The sequence below is a fragment of the Desulfosarcina variabilis str. Montpellier genome (genome assembly GCF_048565275.1).
In the GTDB taxonomy this organism is placed as follows: domain Bacteria; phylum Desulfobacterota; class Desulfobacteria; order Desulfobacterales; family Desulfosarcinaceae; genus Desulfosarcina; species Desulfosarcina variabilis.
This window is the reverse complement of the sequence record NZ_CP159846.1, coordinates 9,582,379-9,601,594: the sequence shown is the minus strand read 5'-3', so window position 1 is coordinate 9,601,594 and position 19,216 is coordinate 9,582,379. Positions and strand designations below refer to the sequence as shown.

Annotated in this window: 18 protein-coding genes; 7 read left to right on the top strand and 11 right to left on the bottom strand. The window is 55.0% G+C overall.

Annotated elements, in window-relative coordinates:
• Positions 1-136: 136 nt before the first annotated feature.
• The 4 genes from Dvar_RS43095 to Dvar_RS43080 all read left to right on the top strand — a co-directional run bounded on the left by Dvar_RS43095 (position 137) and on the right by Dvar_RS43080 (position 3,564).
• A complete protein-coding gene (locus Dvar_RS43095; RefSeq protein WP_419659636.1) occupies positions 137-1,330 on the top strand; it encodes a hypothetical protein in 1,194 nt (397 codons plus the stop codon).
• 140 nt (positions 1,331-1,470) lie between these two features.
• Complete coding sequence (locus Dvar_RS43090; RefSeq protein WP_419659635.1) at positions 1,471-2,430, top strand: 7TM-DISM domain-containing protein; 960 nt, start codon at positions 1,471-1,473, stop codon at positions 2,428-2,430.
• Positions 2,322-2,810 carry a GGDEF domain-containing protein gene (locus Dvar_RS43085; RefSeq protein ID WP_419664242.1) on the top strand — a complete coding sequence of 163 codons (489 nt, stop codon included), beginning with the start codon at positions 2,322-2,324 and terminating at the stop codon, positions 2,808-2,810. Before Dvar_RS43090 ends, Dvar_RS43085 begins: the two co-directional genes overlap by 109 nt.
• 271 nt (positions 2,811-3,081) lie before the next feature.
• Entirely contained in the window at positions 3,082-3,564 is a 483-nt protein-coding gene (locus Dvar_RS43080; RefSeq protein WP_419659634.1) for a PaaI family thioesterase, read from the top strand.
• A gap of 76 nt (positions 3,565-3,640) precedes the next feature.
• Here Dvar_RS43080 and Dvar_RS43075 read toward each other — a convergent pair whose 3' ends face one another.
• From Dvar_RS43075 to Dvar_RS43055, 5 genes are all read right to left on the bottom strand, one after another.
• Positions 3,641-5,449, bottom strand: a complete 1,809-nt coding sequence (locus tag Dvar_RS43075; RefSeq protein WP_419659633.1) for an acyl-CoA dehydrogenase — start codon at positions 5,447-5,449, stop codon at positions 3,641-3,643.
• Between the two features lie 341 nt (positions 5,450-5,790).
• Positions 5,791-6,906, bottom strand: a complete 1,116-nt coding sequence (locus Dvar_RS43070; RefSeq protein WP_419659632.1) for an NADH:flavin oxidoreductase — start codon at positions 6,904-6,906, stop codon at positions 5,791-5,793.
• A gap of 9 nt (positions 6,907-6,915) precedes the next feature.
• A complete protein-coding gene (locus tag Dvar_RS43065) occupies positions 6,916-7,344 on the bottom strand; it encodes a ubiquinol-cytochrome c reductase iron-sulfur subunit (RefSeq protein WP_419659631.1) in 429 nt (142 codons plus the stop codon).
• Between the two features lie 92 nt (positions 7,345-7,436).
• Positions 7,437-8,495, bottom strand: coding sequence for a DUF362 domain-containing protein (locus Dvar_RS43060; RefSeq protein ID WP_419659630.1), 1,059 nt, complete (start codon positions 8,493-8,495; stop codon positions 7,437-7,439).
• A gap of 50 nt (positions 8,496-8,545) precedes the next feature.
• Positions 8,546-9,157 carry a TetR/AcrR family transcriptional regulator gene (locus tag Dvar_RS43055; RefSeq protein ID WP_419659629.1) on the bottom strand — a complete coding sequence of 204 codons (612 nt, stop codon included), beginning with the start codon at positions 9,155-9,157 and terminating at the stop codon, positions 8,546-8,548.
• A gap of 271 nt (positions 9,158-9,428) precedes the next feature.
• On the opposite strand from Dvar_RS43055, the gene Dvar_RS43050 reads away from it, so the two are divergent.
• A complete protein-coding gene (locus tag Dvar_RS43050; protein WP_419659628.1) occupies positions 9,429-9,698 on the top strand; it encodes a response regulator in 270 nt (89 codons plus the stop codon).
• A gap of 148 nt (positions 9,699-9,846) precedes the next feature.
• Here Dvar_RS43050 and Dvar_RS43045 read toward each other — a convergent pair whose 3' ends face one another.
• The 5 genes from Dvar_RS43045 to Dvar_RS43025 all read right to left on the bottom strand — a co-directional run bounded on the left by Dvar_RS43045 (position 9,847) and on the right by Dvar_RS43025 (position 15,465).
• Positions 9,847-11,253 (bottom strand): amidophosphoribosyltransferase, encoded by a 1,407-nt coding sequence (locus Dvar_RS43045; RefSeq protein ID WP_419659627.1) that lies wholly within the window; start codon positions 11,251-11,253, stop codon positions 9,847-9,849.
• Between the two features lie 131 nt (positions 11,254-11,384).
• Complete coding sequence (locus Dvar_RS43040; RefSeq protein WP_419659626.1) at positions 11,385-13,352, bottom strand: TRAP transporter permease; 1,968 nt, start codon at positions 13,350-13,352, stop codon at positions 11,385-11,387.
• Positions 13,353-13,491: 139 nt separating this feature from the next.
• Positions 13,492-14,028, bottom strand: coding sequence for a DUF1850 domain-containing protein (locus Dvar_RS43035; RefSeq protein ID WP_419659625.1), 537 nt, complete (start codon positions 14,026-14,028; stop codon positions 13,492-13,494).
• A gap of 6 nt (positions 14,029-14,034) precedes the next feature.
• A complete protein-coding gene (locus Dvar_RS43030; protein WP_419659624.1) occupies positions 14,035-15,006 on the bottom strand; it encodes a TAXI family TRAP transporter solute-binding subunit in 972 nt (323 codons plus the stop codon).
• Between the two features lie 30 nt (positions 15,007-15,036).
• Positions 15,037-15,465 (bottom strand): hypothetical protein, encoded by a 429-nt coding sequence (locus Dvar_RS43025; RefSeq protein ID WP_419659623.1) that lies wholly within the window; start codon positions 15,463-15,465, stop codon positions 15,037-15,039.
• A gap of 687 nt (positions 15,466-16,152) precedes the next feature.
• Between Dvar_RS43025 and Dvar_RS43020 the strand changes: the two genes are divergently transcribed.
• Positions 16,153-17,502: a glycerate kinase type-2 family protein gene (locus tag Dvar_RS43020; protein ID WP_419659622.1), complete on the top strand. Its 1,350-nt coding sequence runs from the start codon at positions 16,153-16,155 to the stop codon at positions 17,500-17,502.
• Positions 17,503-17,534: 32 nt separating this feature from the next.
• Entirely contained in the window at positions 17,535-18,962 is a 1,428-nt protein-coding gene (gene pyk, locus Dvar_RS43015; protein ID WP_419659621.1) for a pyruvate kinase, read from the top strand.
• A gap of 48 nt (positions 18,963-19,010) precedes the next feature.
• Here the strand turns inward: pyk and Dvar_RS43010 are convergent, their stop codons facing one another.
• The gene (locus Dvar_RS43010; RefSeq protein WP_419659620.1) at positions 19,011-19,196 is read right to left on the bottom strand and encodes a hypothetical protein; all 186 of its coding nucleotides are present in this window, start codon (positions 19,194-19,196) and stop codon (positions 19,011-19,013) included.
• Positions 19,197-19,216 lie beyond the last annotated feature (20 nt).

The window sequence follows — 19,216 nt, the reverse complement described above, 5'->3', positions numbered from 1 at the left end:
GCAATCGACGTGCCAATGAAAGAATGGTTTGATTTTATATGATATTATTTGACTTTGAGCTTCTTTTTCGAAAAAAAACAACGTTCGCTTATTGCACCAATCGACCAAAATTGCGCACCCGACGGCAGGGTGCCCGTTGCCTGATTGTCGCCTGCCCAACACTGCCGGTTCAACGGCTTTGGGTGTTTATGAATCAGAGGAAAATGCCGATATTATCGCCATGTCAGGATTAACTAGAACAATTGCAAATGACTACGGATTGACACGGCGGCAATGCATGATGCTGGGGGTGCTGGGCCTGACCGGCATGATGGTCCCATGGGCTCGCGGTGCTGATGTCGATATCAAGGATGATCTGGAGAGCCTTTCGAACCTGGTCCAGATGGAGATGCGAGACGGTCCGCTGTTGGTGTTCCGGGATTTCGTGGCCGATGCGGATAACGAAGTGGAGCGACATATCAAACGTCAATGGCGTCAACGCAGCGATTTGTTGACCACGCTAAAAGATAAAATCGGATCTGACCAACCGATCCGCCTGAGTGTGGAAGAGACAACCGTGCGTTTGATGTTCGTTCCGCAGGGGCAGACGCCTGCGGAGGCGGCCTATCAGCGCTATTGCCTGGACGTTACCGATTTTCTTTTCGAGATCTGCCAACAGGAAAATATGCTGTCCGGTATTATCAGTCCCGACACGGCCTATCCTTTTGTGTCCGGTGATGGGATCTGCGCTTTTCTGGTACACCGCCTGGCCAAGGCGTATCAGGCGGTCTGTCGATTCACGGCCCAATCCGGGCGCAGCGTGAAATACAAAGTCAGCGGTGCCATTTTTTCCAACCACATCGGGGCGGTGGACCTTAACATCGAGTTGCTGGCGCAAGGACAGTTTGGATTGAGTCGCAGTCCGTTTACCATTTGGCAAAATGCCGGCAGCGGCCTTTCCGCCCTAATGGCGGTTCCGGTAGAGGAAAGCCTGCATTACTGGTTGGGAACGGCCACGGACCGGCAGATTGCAGACGCGCTGGAGGAAAAGCCTCCCGAATCCCTGGCCGAAGCCAAACGATTGGCCCAGGCGTGGATGGCCATTGAAGAAGCGGTTGTCGGGGGATTGGTGGAAGCGGTTCTGGGGCGGTATTGCGCCAAGTATGGTATGAACCCGCCTATTCCATTACAAGAAGAAATGCGTTCGGCCATTGCTGCGCTTCCCCAGTATCGATATCGTGAAGAAGGCATCCGGCTCGTTCACCAGCTTGGCTTCCAGAAGGCCATCGACAAGTATCTGGAAGAACCGGGCTGGTTCGGGGTTCAGTTGTTCCAAACAGCAGCGGCGTGATGGGATTTCTTGTGGCAGTATCGACTGTGAATGAAATCGTGTTGTTCACCCGGAAATGCCGTTTTGCCATGTTCAGCCGCCTGCCTTTAGCGCCAAATCGATCACACCGCGGGCAGTGAATCGATCCATTATCGACGATTATGAAAAAGAAGCCGATCATTTCCATTTGGGCCACCATTTACTGCGGATTGGTGGTTTTGCTGGTCGGCATTGATGTCTCGGCCCCTGTCTACGCAGAAGATCGATTTGTCATTACCGACGAGACCCGCCATCTGGTCATCGACAAGGGGCTTCGCGTGCACACCACCCAGGCGCCATTGGATGCGATGGATGTTGCCGACATTCTCCATCTATCACCCTGGCAACCGATGGCCCTGAAGGACCTGAATGGAAAGCAGCTTAACGGCACGGTCTGGCTTCGTTTTGAGGTAACCAACGATTCGGGTGCCGATGGGTCATGGCTGCTTGAAATTGGTTGGCCCCTTTTAAACCATATCCGTGTCGTTCAATATCAACACTCGAGAAAAGCGTGGTCACCCCTTTATCAGAGCGGTGACATGGCACCGCTGGCAAAACGATTTGCCGGGCATCGATATATTCTGTTTCCCCTGGCGTTTCCTTCCCACGAGCGATCCACGGTTTATATCGGTCTTGAATCAAAACAGATCATGTTTTTACGCCTGGCCCTTTGGCATAGTGACGCATTTTGGATTCATGACCGGCATGATACCTTCTATCTGGGTGTTTTTTTCGGCGTCCTGGCAGTCATGTTACTGTATAACCTTTCCATTTACCTTTTTGTCCGGGATTCGAACTACCTGTTCTATTCCTTTTATGTGCTGACCATTATTTTATATGAACTGGCCGCCACAGGTATCGGCGGACGCTATATCTGGCACGCTTCAGCATGGCTCAAGCAAACCGCTTATTTTTTATTTGCTTCCGCCAGTTTTTTAAGTGCAACGATTTCAATCGTCGCTATTTTGATAAAATTGTTCTGGATGAATTCAATCGCGCTCACCGCAACGGCCAACCGGTTTCCATGGCACTGTTGGATATCGACCATTTCAAAAAAGTCAACGACACCCATGGACATTTAACCGGGGATGAATGTTTACGGCTCGTCGCCAATACATTGCGCACGCACATGGGGCGCACCACCGATTTTCTGGCCCGCTATGGGGGAGAGGAATTTATCATCATCCTGCCGTCAACGCCCCAGGACCAGGCCATGACCGTGGCCAATCGACTGAGATCGGCGGTTGAAACCATCGACTTCATCGCCGGCGGCAAACGCATCCCGCTTACTGTGAGTATTGGCGTGGCGGGATCGATTCCGACGCCGGGAGAAACACCGGCGCGACTCATCCAGGCTGCGGATGATGCGCTTTACCGGGCCAAGGTAAATGGGCGTAATCGGGTTGTGGCCTCCCATGAAAAAATATCGAACACTGAACATCGAACGTCCAACGGCGAATAAGGAGGTCGCTTCGCGCCATTGTTTGACAAAAAGAAATGCCGACCATTTGTTGGCGCCTGTGATGCAGGATCTAAAAACGATTAAAATCGGCAGAATGCCTTATTCGATGTTCGAAGTTGGACGTTCGAAGTTCGACGTTTATTGGTCTGGATTTTAGCCCCCTTCGAGGGGGCTTCATCAAACCACCTGCTCTGCGGGTGGTCGGTGATTTGTTGAGTTGTTCGCTTTCAGGGCATTTGATTTTTTTGGCGATTCTGCTAAAAGAGCCGGCATGACTACACCAACCCATACCGGTCCCCACCAGTTCAACATGCCGGCCTGGATCAGCCAGGCGCCCTTTGAACAATTGCTGGGCATGGAAACCGTCAAAGCCGAGGCCGGTGAGGCCATTTTACGCATGCCGTTTTTAAAAGCACTGGCCCAGGGCGCCGGCCTGATGCACGGCGGCGCCCTGGTGAGCCTGGCCGACACCGCGGTGGTGATGGCCATCAAAAGCATCCTGGCGCCGGGAACCCATTTTGCAACCACCGCCCTGGAGAGCCGTTTTCTTCATCCGGTAAAAAAAGGCATCGTTACCGCCAGGGCAGCCGTGGTTGAGCGTCAGGATCGTGTTTTAAAGGGGACCTGCGATATTCTGGATGACACCGAGCGATCGGTGATGCAATTCACGTCCGTGTTCAAGATTGCCAGGGATGCACCGATCAGGGACGTTCATTTTGATAATGGGCGCGCCCCTGTGTCGAAAGCAGGGTGAAATGGTTAAAACAAAAAAATCCCGGCGGGAAACCAACCGCCGGGATTTTTAAATATGTAATTGCTTAATCTATAACTTATTTTCCACCAAACGATGCATCCGCCATGTCGATGGCCACACCACAGGTGTCAAGTACCGTGTTCACCAAACCCGAGGTCATCGGCAGCACGGTACGGATGAAATACTCGGCCGTTTGAACCTGGCCTTCATAAAACGCGATGTCTTTTTTCTTGACCTTGCCTTCGAGTTTCTGTTTGGCAACCACCGCACGCCACAAGAGCAACCAGGCCATGACCACATCACCGGTAATCTGCATCAGCGGGCAGGCATGGGCGTACCCTTTGAGCATGTTGGGCCCGGATGCGGTTTCCGACAGGTGACGGGCCGCATTTTCCCATTCCTGAATAACCGTTTCGGTTTTTTCGCCCAGGGCTTTGAGCTGATCCATGCCCTTGGCCAGATCGATGGTCTTTTTCATCTCGGTGGTCAGGTCGGTCAGCAGTTGACCGCCTTTCATGCCCAATTTCCTGCCGAGCAGGTCAATGGCCTGGATGCCGTTGGTTCCCTCGTAGATGGCCGTGATGCGAACGTCACGCGACAACTGCTCGACCGGGAATTCCTTGGTGAAGCCGTAACCGCCGAAGATCTGAATACCGGTATTGCATACCTCGATGGCGCGGTCCGTCACATACCCCTTGGCGATGGGAATCAGAATGTCGATGACATTCTGCATTTTTTCTTTTTCCGCCTTATCGTCGACAAACTGTTTGAAGTCTTCCCGGCTGGCAATGTAGTAATGCAGGCTGCGCATGCCGTCCACGAACATTTTCATGTTCATCAGCATGCGCCTGACATCCGGGTGGTTGATGATGGCCACCTGCTTCTTTTCTTTGGCGCCCATCATCGGTCCCTGCAACCGGGTGCGTGCGTAATCCAGGGCGTGCAGGTAGGAGGCCGAGGAGCAGGACAATCCCTGGGTGCCGGTTGACAGGCGGGCCTCGTTCATCATGAAGAACATGCTCATCAGGCCCTTGTTTTCCTCGCCCAGCAGCGTGCCGATGCATTTGCCCTTGCTGCCCAGAGACATGGTGCAGGTGGGGCTGCCGTGCAAGCCCATCTTTTCTTCGATACCGGTGCAGACGATGTCATTACGCTCGCCCAGACTGCCGTCGTCATTGACCCAGAATTTGGGAACCAGAAAAAGGGAGATGCCCTTGCTGCCCTCAGGTGCGCCTTCGATGCGTGCCAGCACCGGATGAATGATGTTTTCGGCCAGGTCGGTCTCTCCCGCGGTGATAAACAGTTTATTGCCCACGAGGCTGTAGGTGCCGTCATCGTTCTTGGTTGCCGTGGTGGTCAGGGCGGACAGATCAGATCCGGCTTCGGCTTCGGTGAGCAGCATGGTGGCGCCCCACTCACCGCTGTAGACTTTTTTCAGATACAGTTCTTTCTGCTTGTCGTTACCGAAGATTTCGATGATTTTTCCGCTGCCGTGGTTGAGCACGGCAATCATCAACAGGGCCATATTGGCGGCGGTCAGGTACTCCCGGGCCGCCATGGCCAGGGTTTCCGGCATGCCCTGGCCGCCCCAGTCGACATTGCGGTCCATGGCCAGCCACTCACCTTCCACGAGCAGATCCCATGCCGCTTTGAAGCCTTCAGGGGTGGTCACCTTGCCGTTGGCATACGTGCAGCCCTCTTCATCCCCGGTCTTCCAGGTGGGATAAATTTCTTTGACGGCCAAATTTCTTGCCTCGTTGACGACCATATCCATTACTTTGGGACCAAAATCCGCGTACTTTTCGTACTGGCTAAGGTTTCCAATCTCATAGAGTTCGTGTAGGACGAAGCTGATGTCTCTCCGGTCGGCCAGTATCTGTGCCATGGGTACCTCCTTAAGGCATTAATATGTATTTAAAAATATGCGTTTTTGGCCGGAAGTCGATTAGGTTAATCAGTTCCAGATGCATTAATAATGTCTAACCATTTACTGTCATACCTTTAAGCTATTATAAAGCTATAATGCAGTTGTCAAGTAGCAAAGTGGGCCATTGCACAACTGAGATCGCCATTTGGGTGGTTTCGTTTCCAATTCAGATGGTCACAGAAACGGACTTAGACGGGTTTATCAAACAGGCTCTTATAGAAACTGATCGTTGTACTTCCAGATGCCATTCAATGATAGCGACAGATACGGCCAACAGCAGGGCAATTTCAGTGGTTAAGCTATCCTTTTTTGTCCTCCCGTTCTTTCGTAAGGCAGTATACCCCTTTCCCGAGCATGCCGGGTCGAAAACAAAGGTTATCCGAAACACAGGCGGCCGGGCGATGGTCACCGGATCGCCAGCGGTTGATCAGATCCGGTTCGCGGATCAGCGGCCGTGACATGCTGAGATAATCGGCTGTTTTTTCGGTCAGCAATCGTTCGGCGACCTCAACGGAGCGAATGCCGCCGACAAGGATCAGGGGAACATCCAGGGCTTTTTTAAACGCCCGGGCCGCATCCTGAAAATAGGCCTCTTTTTCCGGCGCATTGATGGTGGGGCGGCTGGGAGAAAGCTTTCCGCCGGTGAGAAGTCCGCCACTGAGTTCGATGGCGTCCAGGCCGGCGTCGACCATCTGACTGGCAGCCGCGATGCTTTCGTCAAGATTCAACCCGCCTTTTGAATCATCCTGGCTGTTCATTTTTACCAGCAGCGGATAGTTGTTGCCCAACACCTTGCGGATGGCCCGGATGGTCTCAACGTGGATGCGTACGCGGTTGTCGATTGTCCCGCCATAAGAATCAGTGCGGCGGTTAAACCAGGGGGAAAGAAACTGGCTGAACAGATAGCCGTGGGCGCTGTGCAATTGAATGCCGTCGAAGCCGGCGGCCTGGGCACGCCGGGCGGCAGCCACAAAGGTATTTTTAAGCGCTTCGATATCGGCCAGCGTCAGTTCGCGGCGCGGGGTATCGGCCAGTCCCGTGAAGGCTGAAACCACCATCGGTGAACCGTCGATGGCAGACTCCAAGGCAAAGTTGCCGGCGTGGGCCAATTGGGCGACAATCTTGCCCCCGGCGGCATGCACGGCGTCGGTCATGGATCTGAGTCCGTCGATCTGTTGGTCGTCGTAAATCCCCAACTGCCAGGGGGTGGCCTGACCGACAGGTGTCACATAGGCGTGGCCGGTAATGATCAGCCCGATTCCGCCACGGGCCAATTGGATCATGGTGTCGATCAGTTGATCCTTGACCCGGCCGTCTTTCGTGGCCATGCCTTCCCAGGTGGCGGAACGGACAAAACGATTGGCAAGGGTCAACCCGTTGATGGTGCCGGGTTCAAAAAGGGGGGCGGTAGACATTGGCGCTCCTTATTCGTCAAGTTTAATGGTCAAGGTTTCCTGATCTTGGCTGATGCCATAGGTTTTAAGCGGCCTTTGGGCAGCCCCGCCCACCGGCCGGCCGTCATAGGTGAACGTGGATTTGGAAACACTGCAGCACTGGATCACACTACCACCGGCGATGGGATCGATGCGGCGGCCCATGTGGGTGCAGCGATTGGCCACGGCATGGTACTGGCCGTCGTCACCGTGGAAAACAAGCAGCCGGGGGTCCAGTCCCTTGCCTTCCAGGCGCACCCCGCTGCCCGGGTTTTTCAACTCGTTCATTCGGGAAAGATTGATGCGAACGTTTCCATCCTGCACAGCCCAGGCGTCGGAATCGGCGGGCAGTGGAGTCTCACAAATACCAAGCAGACGTTTAAAAAATTTCATCATCACCTCGATTTGATTGTTATTCATCAAGCGCTTCCACCCGGTAGAGCACATAACGATGCAGCGGTGTGGCGGCAAATGGATCGCGGTTCGTGGTTTGGGTCAGTCGGTCGACACAATTACATCAGCCCCCGCTCCTGGGCGATCTTTACATAGGTTTCAACCGTGTTTTTCGGGGGCTCATACTGGTCTTCGGGTGCTTTTTGCACCATTTGAATCGCCTCGGTGGGACAGTCGGTCACGCACAATCCGCAACCGATACACTTGTCCAGATCGATACGGGCAGCCTCCTCGATGCGGATGGCGTCCATCTGGCATCGCTCGGCACAGGCTTCGCAGGCGATGCAGGCCTCTTCATCCACTTGGGCAAAATAGTTGGTGTGCACCACCTGGGCCGGCTTGTCCAGGGTTTTCAAATTTTTGAGAATCCCGCAGCAGCAACCGCAGCACATACAAATGTTGGTGGGTTTTTGCTGGTTGCCCGGTTGCAGCACCAGGCCGGCCTCGACGCCGGCCTTGAGAATGGAAAGTGCTTCGGCTTTGTCGATTGAACGGCCCAGTCCGTTTTTCTCATAAAAATAGGCTGCAGCCCCGAAGCACAGGCAGGTTTCCATGGGTTTGTCGCAGCCTTTGCCGATCAGTTTTTGCTCCTTGCGGCAGATGCAGGGGGAGACCACGATTTTTTTCTGAGCGTTTATAATCTCCTCGGCCGCTTCGTAAGGGGTAACCGCCATTTCTGCGGAGACGCTCTTGGAAACCGGCACCACGCGCAATTGTTTGGTCTTTGTTTCCAACCAGCCTTTTTTGAGCAGGGTGGGCATGTATTCATTGACGTCACGCACCAGCCCTTCGTCCAGGCTGTTGAGATGATATTCCCAGATGCCAATCACAAACTGGGCCGCGCTGTACAGGTTGCGGTCCCTTTTGGAAATCCGGAAGATCAGTCCTTTGCTGGCCATGGACTCGAGGAGGGGGCTCAATTCCGCCGCATCCCTGCCGGTGCGCCGGGCAATGGCATCATCCAGCTCGGGGATCATGGTCAGGGTCATGGCCACCTCGGCCTCCTGGGGGGTAAAGAGGCGCTTCAGAATCCTAAGTTCAACACCGCTTTCCGTGCTCGGAAATCCAGCGGGCAGGTGGTCCAGAAAGGTTGCCAGTTGCTTGTAGATGTCGCTCATGCGGTTCTCCTGTAAAATGAATCAAATATACCGATTGGTATTGTTGGTCGTCATTGCTGCCGTCTAAGGTCCATGATCATCTTCTCGGCGGTATCGATGGTGTTCAGAAAATAGGATTCTTCACCGGTGACCTTGGACAGCAAGATGCCCCCCTCCATCAGGGCGATGAGTATTTCAGCTGTGTTCGCCGCATCCACCGTGGACTTGATGACGCCTTCGACGATGCCTTGCTCGATCAGTGAAACCATTCCCGACTTCCAGCGGTTCAGCACATCCATGGACATTTTTCTCAAGGTGGGGTGGGTGTCATCGGCCTCCACGGCGGTGTTGACGATGGGACAGCCTCCGTAGGCAAGCACCATCGGGTGGATTTTGCGAAACCCTCGCGGGTAGGCCAGCAGCTTTTGCATGGCCGTGTCGGCCGTTTTCAACTCCTTTGAAAAAAAGTCGAAGATCAGCTCGATGTTGTGCCTGAAGGCGTGGATGGCCACATCGTTTTTGTCCTTGAAATTACCGTAGATACTGCCTTTGGTTAAGCCGGTGGCGGTGGTTAAATCGGACATGGATGTGCCCGCATAGCCCTTTTTGTTGAAGATGGGAGCTGCGGTTTCAATGATGAATCGACGGGTCTGTTCGGATCTGGAGGTCGAGGCGGTTTTCATGAGACCTGAATATACCAATCGGTATAATTAGTCAACCCGCACATTTCACTATTCGGTGTAGTGGTCAGGGAAAATGACATTATAATGATATTTTGTGTGATGATATAAGTCTGACAATAGACTAATAAAACATCCAGGGACGGGATCTTGGATCTGTTTTGGCAACGAACTGGACTGGAATCGTAATTTCCGTCTTATTTTTGGGCAAGCCCTCTCAACCGGGGCTTGTCCATATTAACCAACACGCTCATGGAGCTTACCCAGAAATAAAATGTCTCGATCACCAAAAATTCTCATCGTTGATGATGAAGAAATGATCATCGACATCAGTAAAGAATTGTTAATGCGCCTGGGATATATGGTTCTTGCCGTGAACAGCGGCGAGGCTGCCGTGGCAACGGTCCGGCGCAAAGGCACCGATATCGATTTAGTGCTTTTAGATTTTATGGAATGGCAGCGTTTAATATTGATGAGATGCAATCAAGGCCGCCTACACGTTTGTTGGAAGAACTTACCCTATGCGAAGCACCATCAGCTGTGATAGAGAGATTTTCAACTGCCGCCGAAAAAACAAGAGAGACGACACAAAAAAGCATTATCGCTTTTTCCATGAACGGCCCCTTTCGCATTAGAGGAACTGCTCAATACCAAACATGTCCGTTGGGTCCAATCATCCTGCTTTTACGCGTTCAACAACTATAGCTGCTGCCATCCCAGCAGTGCGTACACAACTGCGCCTTGGGCAGGCCAATGGCCGTCACCAGATCCTCCAGGCGCTGGTATTTCAGCGTCGTCAGATGCAGTTGCTCGCGAATCCGGTCGATCATGGCCAGATTTTTTTCCGAACCGGCGATGGCATATGACGCAAGGTCTCTGTCTTCGGTTCCTTCCAGGTCCTGGATCGCTTTACGACCCGCCAGGTCCAGGGTTGAACGGGATGTCGAAAAGTTTAGAAATTCGCAAGGATAAATCAGGCAGGGGCAAGCCGGGCGCATGTGGACCTCCTGGGCGCCGTAATCAAAAAGAATCTGGACGTTGTCTCGAAGTTGGGTGCCACGGACGATGGAGTCTTCGCAAAAGAGGATGCGCTGGTCTTCGATCAGCTGCCGGACCGGGATGAGTTTCATGTGGGCCACGAGATCGCGCATGGTCTGATTTTGGGGCATGAAGCTGCGAGGCCAGGTGGGCGTGTATTTTACGAACGGCCGCCGGTAGGGGAGTTGCCGCCGGTTGGCGTAGCCAAGGCCATGGCCGATGCCCGAGTCCGGTATACCGCCCACGAAATCCACATTGATATCGTCGCGATCGGCCAGCGCCGCACCGCAGCGGTTGCGTACATCCTCGACATTGATACCCTCGTATTCCGAGGCCGGGTAGCCGTAATAGACCCAAAGAAACGAGCAAACCTGCATGCGGTCGCCAGGCGGGCTTACCTGCTCCCAGCCATCGGGCGTCATGTGAATGATTTCACCGGCGCCTAAACAGCGGTCCACTTCGTATCCCAGGTTGGGAAAAGCACAAGTCTCGGAGCTGACCGCATAGGCGCCTTTTTGGCATCCGATGGTCAATGGGGTGCGGCCCAGGCGATCCCGGGCGGCATAGATGCCCGTATCGGTTAAGAGCAGCAGGGAGCAGGACCCTTCAATGGCTGCCTGAGCGTTTTTGATTCCGTCCACGTAATTGTCGGCTTCACAGATCAACATGGCCACCACTTCAGTGGGATTAGCATCCCCGGCGGTGGTGTCGGAAAAATAACTTTTGCGGGCAAATGCCCGCTGGATCAGGGTTTGTTGGTTGTTGATCTTGCCGACGGTGACGATGCCGAAGGTTCCCAGGTGGGACCCCACGATCAGAGGCTGGGGATCGGTGTCGCTGATCACGCCGATGCCGTAGTGGCCGTTGAACCGGTTCAGCTCGATTTCGAATTTGGTTCGGAAATAGCTGTTTTCGATGTTGTGGATGGCCCGTTGGATACCCGTTTCATTGCAAACCGCCATCCCGCCGCGACGGGTGCCCAGATGGGAATGGTAGTCCGTGCCGTAATAAAGATCGGCAACGCAATCCTTGGTTGATACCACCCCAAACAATCCGCCCATTGATAGCCCCCTTTTCGTTGGTATGATTCAAACCGGTCGGCGATGTTTTTATCAGATTAAAACTACGCAATAAATTAAGATAAACTTAAAATCAAGCGTATCATGGCGGAACTGGCGGTTGACAAAAGGGATCAGGCGCCGTGCCGGCCCCATTTCTGAAGCATGATTGCCAGGACGAAGGCTACCAGGCCCACGCTGTCGGTCCAGTAGGACGGCCAGAACAAGCCGGCTGCGGCCAGCCAGAACAGCACGGTTTCGATCCAGGAGGCGCTGCGGATAAGATAGCGTTCGATGGCCGAGGCAAAGGCGATCAGTCCCAGCATGGTGACCAGTATGGTCCAGCCCACCTGCCAGTGCAGCAGCTCATAGCTGTCTCCCATGCCCAAAAGCGGACGATAGGCCATGACAATGGGGATGATGTACAGGCCCTTGGCCAGTTTCCAGGAGGTAAAGGCCGTGCGCATGGGGTTGGCCCCGGCCACGCCGGCACCGGCAAAACTGGCCAGGCTTACCGGCGGAGTCACGTTGGCGTCCTGGGAATACCAGAAAACGATCATATGGGTAACCATCAGCGGCACGCCCATGTCCAAAAGGGCCGGTCCGGCCAGGGTCGCCAGGACAATATAGCTGGCCGTGACCGGCAGCCCCATGCCCAATACCAGGGATGCGGCGCCGATAAGCAGAATGGCCAGGACCTCGATGCCGAAACTGAGGTCCAGCACCAGGCTGGAGAATTTGAGCCCCATGCCGGTGAGGGTCACCATGCCCACGATAATGCCTGCCGCGGCACAGGCCACCGACACCATGATGGCGTTTTTGGCACCTGTTTCCAACGCCGTGAGAATTCCTTTAAATTCTCCGGCGGCAAAGGCCACGGCCGATGCGCGCGCCTGGTCTCCATGGGAAGGGACCATGCGCCAGCGGATGGTGTTGGCTGCCAGGCTGGCGGCCAGGGTGCTGACCACGGCCACGAAACCGGCCATCATGGGAGAATAATTGTTCACTAAAACGTAAATGAGAATAATGACCGGAATGATAAAGTGCAGGCCTTCCCGAATGACCTTGCCGATCTTGGGCAGGTTCTCCTTGGGCTGGCCCATGAGGCCATATTTTTTGGCCTCGTAATGAACGAAGAACAGCACGGTGGTGTAATACATGATGGCCGGCACCAGGGCGGCCTTGATGATGGTCAGGTAGCTGGTGTTGGTGAATTCGGCCATTAGAAAGGCGCCGGCCCCCATGATCGGGGGCATGAGCTGGCCGCCGGTGGATGCCGCGGCCTCGATGGCGCCGGCCACATGGGGGCGGTAGCCGACTTTTTTCATCATGGGAATGGTGAAGGAGCCGGTGGCCACCACATTGCCCACGGCCGAACCGGATACCGAGCCCATGAACCCCGAGGCCACGACCGAGGTTTTGGCCGGTCCGCCGGCATAGCGGCCGGTGAGGGCATAGGCCAGCTCGATGAAAAAGGCTCCGCCGCCGGTGGTTTCCAAAAACGCGCCGAACAGCACAAACACAAATACAAAGGTTGCCGCCACGCCGATGGGAAGACCGAAGATGCCTTCGGTGGTCAGCCACAGGGTGGTGGCAATACGTTCGATCGAATAGCCCTTATGAATGATCAGTTCGGGCATATACGGGCCAAAATAGGCATAGATCATGGCCAGAAGGCAGATCCCGGTCATGATGACACCGATCACCCGGCGACAGGCCTCGAGGACCAGAATGGTGCCGACGATACTCACGATGCGGTCAGCGGCCAGCCAGTCGCCCTGTCGCTCGAAAATGGCGGTCAGGTTGATGCAGATGTAAGCGGTGCAGTAGATCGATGCGGCCACCAGGATCCAGTCCATGACGACCCAAAGGCTCAGCCGGTCCTTGCGGGCACGGTCAAAGGGCGGCTTGAGCAGAAAGGTCAACACCAGGATGGCGCCCAGGTGAATGGACCGCTGCACCAGCGCCGTGAGGGCGGCGATACCGGCGGTGTACAATTGGTAAAGGCTGAGGCAAATGGCCACCACGGTGACGATGCGGGGTGTCAGGATGATAAGGGTCGCGTTGCCAGTTGCCAATGTATCGGAATCCGTTGTTGCCATAACTACCTTTTTAAAAATCGATAAGATACATTTTCTTAATACTTTAAACTTAACACTTAACACTGTCCCGTTGACCACTTAGATGAGGCTACCATGATGCAACCGATGTCAGGTGGCGCTTACCGAAAAACCGGATCCATCAATCCGGCGTTGCCGGGTGAGCAGCAATCCGCCGCCACAAGGCATGGGCCCATGAAACCGGCCGGCCGGAAAATTGAACCGCCCGATGGGGCGCCATGGCGCTCAGGTTGGTGCGCGTTCCGCGCCAGATCACCGTATGATCCACCCCCGGACTGCCGATGCGCAGCACAAAATCACCGGTGGGCATGTGCATGTCCACGATGGCTTCAAATGGGCCGCGGTTGACCATGCGGCCCACCCCGGGCATTTTGCCCATGCCCGCCCCGAACTTGAGATAGCGTTCTTCCTCGATAAAAATGCGTCCGGTTGCATCCAGCGTGTGCACCTCCCAGATCGGGGCGTTTTCCACCGAGTGATAATAATGCAGGGTAAAAGGCTCACCCGGCTTGAGGGGCAGCACCAAGAGCGGGCCGTCATCGTCAACCGGTGTCACACGAAGTTCCAACTCGCCTGAAAACTGCATGGCGCTGCCAATGATCAGCAGCGCCACCAAAAAGGCCACAAAGACGGTGCGCGTAAACCGGTTCAAGGCCATATAAAATCAGGGCCGCAGCTTGTCCGGAACAGTGATGCCCTTTTCCTCCAGGTACTTGATGGTTCCCGGGTGCAGGGGAATCTGCGAGTATTTGACGGCGTTCTCCGGCGTGGTATAGGTGGCCGAGGGATGGATTTTTTTCAGGTAGTCATTGTGCTCGAACAGGGCCTTGGCCAACCGGTAAACCAGATCCGTATCCAACGATGCCTGGCAGATCATCACATTCCACACACCGATGGTGGCAACGGGCTGGTCGACGCCGCGGTAGACACCACCGTCCAGTTCCACGGCCGAATAGGTCGCATTGGACGCCAGGATTTTTTGCGTTTGCTGGGGTGTGAAGCCGAGCATGGTGATATCGTGGGTCGTGGCCAGATCCAGAATCGAGCTGGTGCCCGGCCCCACCGACCAGATGCCCACGTCGATGGTGCCGTCGCGCAGGGCGTTGGCGCTTTCGGTAAAGGAGAGGCGGCTGTCCTTGTAGCTGTCCGGACTGATGCCCAGGGCTTTGAGTACCACCTCGGCCATGAAATTGGTGCCGCTGCCCGGGCTGCCCGTGCTGATGTTACGGCCTTTGACCTGTTCGATGTCGGTGATGCCGCTGCTCTTAAGGGCCACCACCTGCAGCAGGTTGGGATACATGATGGCCATGGAGAGAATGTCGTTTTTCTTGCCCTTGAATTTTCCGGTTCCATTGTAACCGGCCACCGCCACATCACCCATGACCTCGCCAATAACAGTTTCGCCTTTGTGCGCCAGTTTAACGTTTTCAACACTCGCTCCAGTGACTTCGGCCACCGCCTTGACGCCTTTGACATGCTTGGACCAGATTTCAGCCACCCCGCCGCCGTAAGGGTAGTAGATTCCTCCGGTGCCTCCGGTGCCGATGCTGACAAATGTGGTTCTGGCCGTGGCACAAGGTGCCATGATCAGGGCCGTTATGGTGATCAACAATGCTGCAATACCGATTCGTTTCATATCCTAACCCTCCTGTTTGGGTGACTGGATCTATTCGCGGATGGTTTTAATCATCAGTTCAATCGATTTGGGGGGACACGCCATGTTGCCGACCGGATATACGAAACTGGCCGTTTGTCCGGGCCCAACCAGCCCATCCTTGGTCTTTTGCGGAATCAAGCCGCCCACGGCTTTGCCGTTGTCCAGGAAAATGTTGACCTTAAAGCGCTGGGGACGGTCACTGACGTTTTTCAAGGCCAGGTTGAAGTGCAGGGTGTCGCTTCCCTCCCAGGTTTTCATCATGCAGGAAAAATCGACCAGCTCGGCTTCCGGTGCGATGCTTTTTTCAATTTTGCTGTCGGCGGTACACGGAAACACCTCGCCGGGTTTCGGCTTGGGGCCGGCACAACCAGCAACCACCAGGCTGGCCAGCGCCGTCAGAATGCCTAAGTACAAGGCAACACGTTGGAATCTTTTCATGGGGTATTCCTCCTCAACGGTTATGGTGCAGGGTGAATTAACCCTAACATTGCATAAAAAAGATTGAGAAAAATCGCCAATTGCCATGTCCACCTTCTATGAGAAACATCTATCTGTCATTTTTAGATTCAACCTCCGGTGCATTCCATGATAGGGCGAATTTTTCTCTATCTTCTTTCTCCTCCAGGCTTCGCATAGCTACGCCCTGGCGAGTCGGGAAAGCCGGAGGCCACCAGATCCGGCGTTGCCAAGGGATTGCGGTAGACGGCTACAGCCTTCACCCTTGGCGCCTTGACTCTGTTGCCCTCCGACTTTTGCAATATTGGGATTAAATAGGATAAATATACTGGCTGTTGTTCATAAAAAAGACCATATGCAGGTTTTTTTGTCAACTTGCCGGTGTGTCTCAGCCAGAGCAATCACATGTAAGTCAGGTTCCTCGGTATCGAAAACATATACAGTGTTCCCTTGTTTATTAATTGAAAGTCAGCGACCGTCAGGCATGTATGTCCATGTATCGTTTCTTCTCGATAGCCATCCCGATTTGGATTATCAAAGTGATCCAAATGTGATTGCCCTGGTGGTTCAACGTAAATGGCTGGACACGTCTTTTCTGGCCGCTGTTTTAAATTCCTGGGCAACGCCTTTGCTTTGACAGTTTGGTCTTGCATACGTTACAAAATAGCGATGATGAATACTGTTTCTGATTACCATCGACTTAAACAGATGGCCGCCGTAATTTTCAATGCCGGTCTCCAGGCCGTGGACCCGGAAAGGTGTGTTGATCGTTACCTAAGCCTCACCGATAACCACCTGCGCGTCGGGGAAACAGCCTATCCGCTGGATACGATTGGCCGCGTTTTCGTCATCGGCGCAGGCAAGGCCTCGGCGGCCATGGCCCGGGCCGTGGAAGCGGTGCTTGGCGATCGTATCGACCATGGCTTGGTGATCACCAAATACGGTCATGCCGTGCCTTTACAACACATTCAGGTCATGGAGGCAGCCCATCCGGTCCCCGATGAAAACGGCGTCAAGGCCACGGCCGCGATGCTCGATCTGGTGGCCACGGCGGGTCCAAAGGATCTGGTGCTCTGCCTGATTTCCGGTGGCGGGTCAGCGCTTACCCCGGCCCCTGCTCCAGGCATCCGCCTGGCCGACAAGCAGGCGGTGACCGAGCTGCTGCTGGGATGCGGGGCGACCATTCATGAAATCAACGCCGTTCGCAAACACCTTTCCCGCGTCAAGGGGGGACGGCTGTGCGAGCAGGCCAATGGCGCTGCCGTGGTCTCCTTGATTCTTTCGGACGTGATCGGCGACAATTTGGATGTCATCGCCTCTGGCGCCACGGCACCGGATCCGAGTACTTTTGCCGACGCACTGGCGTTGATCGAGCGTTTTGAATTAAAGAAGAAGATTCCGCCGGTGGTCGCCGACCTTCTCTTTCGGGGTGCACAAAAAGAGATTGCAGAAACCCCCAAGCCCGGTGATCCTGTTTTCGACCGTGTCGAGAATTTTATCATCGGTAGTATTTCCGAGGCCCTGCTGGCCGCCGAAAGCCAGGCCCGCAAGCGGGGGTTCAACCCACTGGTGCTCACATCCATGATCCAGGGAGAGGCCACGGATGTGGCCAAGGTCCTTTGCGCCGTGGCCAAGGAAGTAGACCGTTTCAATCGGCCGGTTGCCGTGCCCGCTTGTCTGCTTTCCGGCGGGGAAACCACCGTGACCCTGAAGGGAAACGGCTTGGGCGGCCGCAACATGGAGCTGGCGCTGGCCGCGGCCATGGAACTGGACGGTGTCCAGCGCACCCTGCTGTTGTCCGCCGGCACGGATGGAACCGATGGCCCCACTGATGCAGCCGGTGCTTTTGCCGACGGTTCCACGGTCGCACGGGCGAGAGCCATTGGTATTAAGCCGGAGGCTTATCTGGCCAATAATGACTCATACTGGTTTTTTGAACAAATGGGTGATCTTCTCGTCACCGGACCGACACGCACCAATGTGATGGATCTGCAGATTGTGCTTGTGGATACACACTAAACAGGCTCTTAGCAAAAGAAAGGATTGCTTCCATGTTTCCTGCCAACAAAACCAAGATTGTCTGTACCATCGGGCCGGCCTCGAGTTCAATGGCGGTTCTGGAACAGTTGATTCGGGCGGGAATGAACATCGCCCGGCTGAACTTCTCCCACGGTGAGTTTAGCGGCCATGCCAAGGATATCGAAACCATCCGTGAAGCCGCCCGGCGCGTGGGCCGGCCGGTGGCGATCATGGCCGATCTGCCGGGCCCCAAGATTCGCATCGGCGAGCTGGCCAACGAGCCGATTTATCTGAGAAGCGGCAACCCGGTGACCTTGACTACGGAAACCGTGGATGGCACCACCGCGCGCATCAGTGTCAATTTCGAGAAGCTGCCCGATGTGGTCGGCGTCGGTGATCGGATCTACATCAACGATGGCTTCATTCAGCTCAAGGTGTTGCGTGTTGAACCGCCCCAGGTGCACTGCGAGGTGGTGGTGGGGGGTGCGATTCGCTCGCGCAAAGGTCTCAACATTCCCGATGTGGATCTGGGCATTTCAGCCTTTACCGACCATGACCGGCGCTGCATGGAGTTCGCCCTGGCAAACGGCGTGGATGCGGTCAGCCAGTCTTTTGTGGAAAGCGCCGCCGATATTCAGGCGGTCCGGGACGCGGCCCAACAAAAAGGCTTTGACCCGTTTATCATCGCCAAGATCGAACGCTCGCGGGCTGTGGAAAATCTGGCCAGCATTTTAGCGGTTACCGACGGCATCATGGTGGCCCGGGGTGATTTGGGGGTGGAAATCCCCATCGCCAAGATTCCCGCAGTGCAGAAGAAAATCATGGACCTGGCCAATCGGTTGGGCAAACCGATCATCACTGCCACGCAGATGCTCGAATCCATGACCACCAACCGGCTGCCCACGCGGGCCGAGGCCACGGACGTGGCCAATGCCATTCTGGACGGCACCGATTGCGTGATGCTCTCGGGCGAGTCCGCGGTGGGTGAATATCCCCTGGATGCGGTCTCCATGTTGCGCGAGATCGCCACCGATATCGAGCCCAACCGTCCCCTTTACGCCCGCGGTGAAAACCGGGCGTTTACTTCCGATGCCTGCCCGGTCGCATTTTCCGAGGTGATTGCATCCAGTGTGGCCGAGTCATTGAAATGCATCCAGCCGGTTGCCATCATCACGCCCACGCGCAGTGGCACCACGGCCCGGCGCATCACCCGCTTTCGCCTGCCGGTGTGGGTTGCTGCGGTCAGCTCCAAGCGAAAAACCTGCCAGGAACTGGTATTTTCTTACGGGGTGCTGCCGGTGTTCGAGCCGGATCATCCCGGTGTCTGGCGGGAGTGGATCAACACGTGGCTGGCCGATCAGGGGGAATCCGGCGACATCGTAATTCTTACCGAGGGTCCATCGGAGAAGTATCCCCACCGTAATAATCGCATGGAGATTATTGATCTTAAGCAACCGTAGGAAGGTCAAACCATGTAGGGGCACGGCGCGCCGTGCCCTTTATATCCCTTATAGCTGGCCGATTAAAACAGCCGCCGCAATGCTCACCACCACCCACAACGCGGTTTTGATCCACAGGCAACAGGGGGTTACCCATGGCGGCAGGTGAATACTGCCTCCGGATGAATCCTCGGGTGATAGTAAGAAGCAAAGCCGCAGCCACGCCATGCTGCTGTTTTTCGAACCTTTTTTCATATCCCACCTCATTCATCATC

What these genes read in the sequence shown, in the direction of transcription:
- Dvar_RS43090 (WP_419659635.1), top strand. Translation starts at nt 1,471, where the DNA reads ATGAAAAAGAAGCCGATCATTTCCATTTGGGCCACCATTTACTGCGGA.
- Dvar_RS43080 (WP_419659634.1), top strand. Translation starts at nt 3,082, where the DNA reads ATGACTACACCAACCCATACCGGTCCCCACCAGTTCAACATGCCGGCC.
- Dvar_RS43075 (WP_419659633.1), bottom strand. Translation starts at nt 5,449, where the DNA reads ATGGCACAGATACTGGCCGACCGGAGAGACATCAGCTTCGTCCTACAC.
- Dvar_RS43070 (WP_419659632.1), bottom strand. Translation starts at nt 6,906, where the DNA reads ATGTCTACCGCCCCCCTTTTTGAACCCGGCACCATCAACGGGTTGACC.
- Dvar_RS43065 (WP_419659631.1), bottom strand. Translation starts at nt 7,344, where the DNA reads ATGAATAACAATCAAATCGAGGTGATGATGAAATTTTTTAAACGTCTG.
- Dvar_RS43060 (WP_419659630.1), bottom strand. Translation starts at nt 8,495, where the DNA reads ATGAGCGACATCTACAAGCAACTGGCAACCTTTCTGGACCACCTGCCC.
- Dvar_RS43055 (WP_419659629.1), bottom strand. Translation starts at nt 9,157, where the DNA reads ATGAAAACCGCCTCGACCTCCAGATCCGAACAGACCCGTCGATTCATC.
- Dvar_RS43050 (WP_419659628.1), top strand. Translation starts at nt 9,429, where the DNA reads ATGTCTCGATCACCAAAAATTCTCATCGTTGATGATGAAGAAATGATC.
- Dvar_RS43045 (WP_419659627.1), bottom strand. Translation starts at nt 11,253, where the DNA reads ATGGGCGGATTGTTTGGGGTGGTATCAACCAAGGATTGCGTTGCCGAT.
- Dvar_RS43040 (WP_419659626.1), bottom strand. Translation starts at nt 13,352, where the DNA reads ATGGCAACAACGGATTCCGATACATTGGCAACTGGCAACGCGACCCTT.
- Dvar_RS43035 (WP_419659625.1), bottom strand. Translation starts at nt 14,028, where the DNA reads ATGGCCTTGAACCGGTTTACGCGCACCGTCTTTGTGGCCTTTTTGGTG.
- Dvar_RS43030 (WP_419659624.1), bottom strand. Translation starts at nt 15,006, where the DNA reads ATGAAACGAATCGGTATTGCAGCATTGTTGATCACCATAACGGCCCTG.
- Dvar_RS43025 (WP_419659623.1), bottom strand. Translation starts at nt 15,465, where the DNA reads ATGAAAAGATTCCAACGTGTTGCCTTGTACTTAGGCATTCTGACGGCG.
- Dvar_RS43020 (WP_419659622.1), top strand. Translation starts at nt 16,153, where the DNA reads ATGATGAATACTGTTTCTGATTACCATCGACTTAAACAGATGGCCGCC.
- pyk (WP_419659621.1), top strand. Translation starts at nt 17,535, where the DNA reads ATGTTTCCTGCCAACAAAACCAAGATTGTCTGTACCATCGGGCCGGCC.
- Dvar_RS43010 (WP_419659620.1), bottom strand. Translation starts at nt 19,196, where the DNA reads ATGAAAAAAGGTTCGAAAAACAGCAGCATGGCGTGGCTGCGGCTTTGC.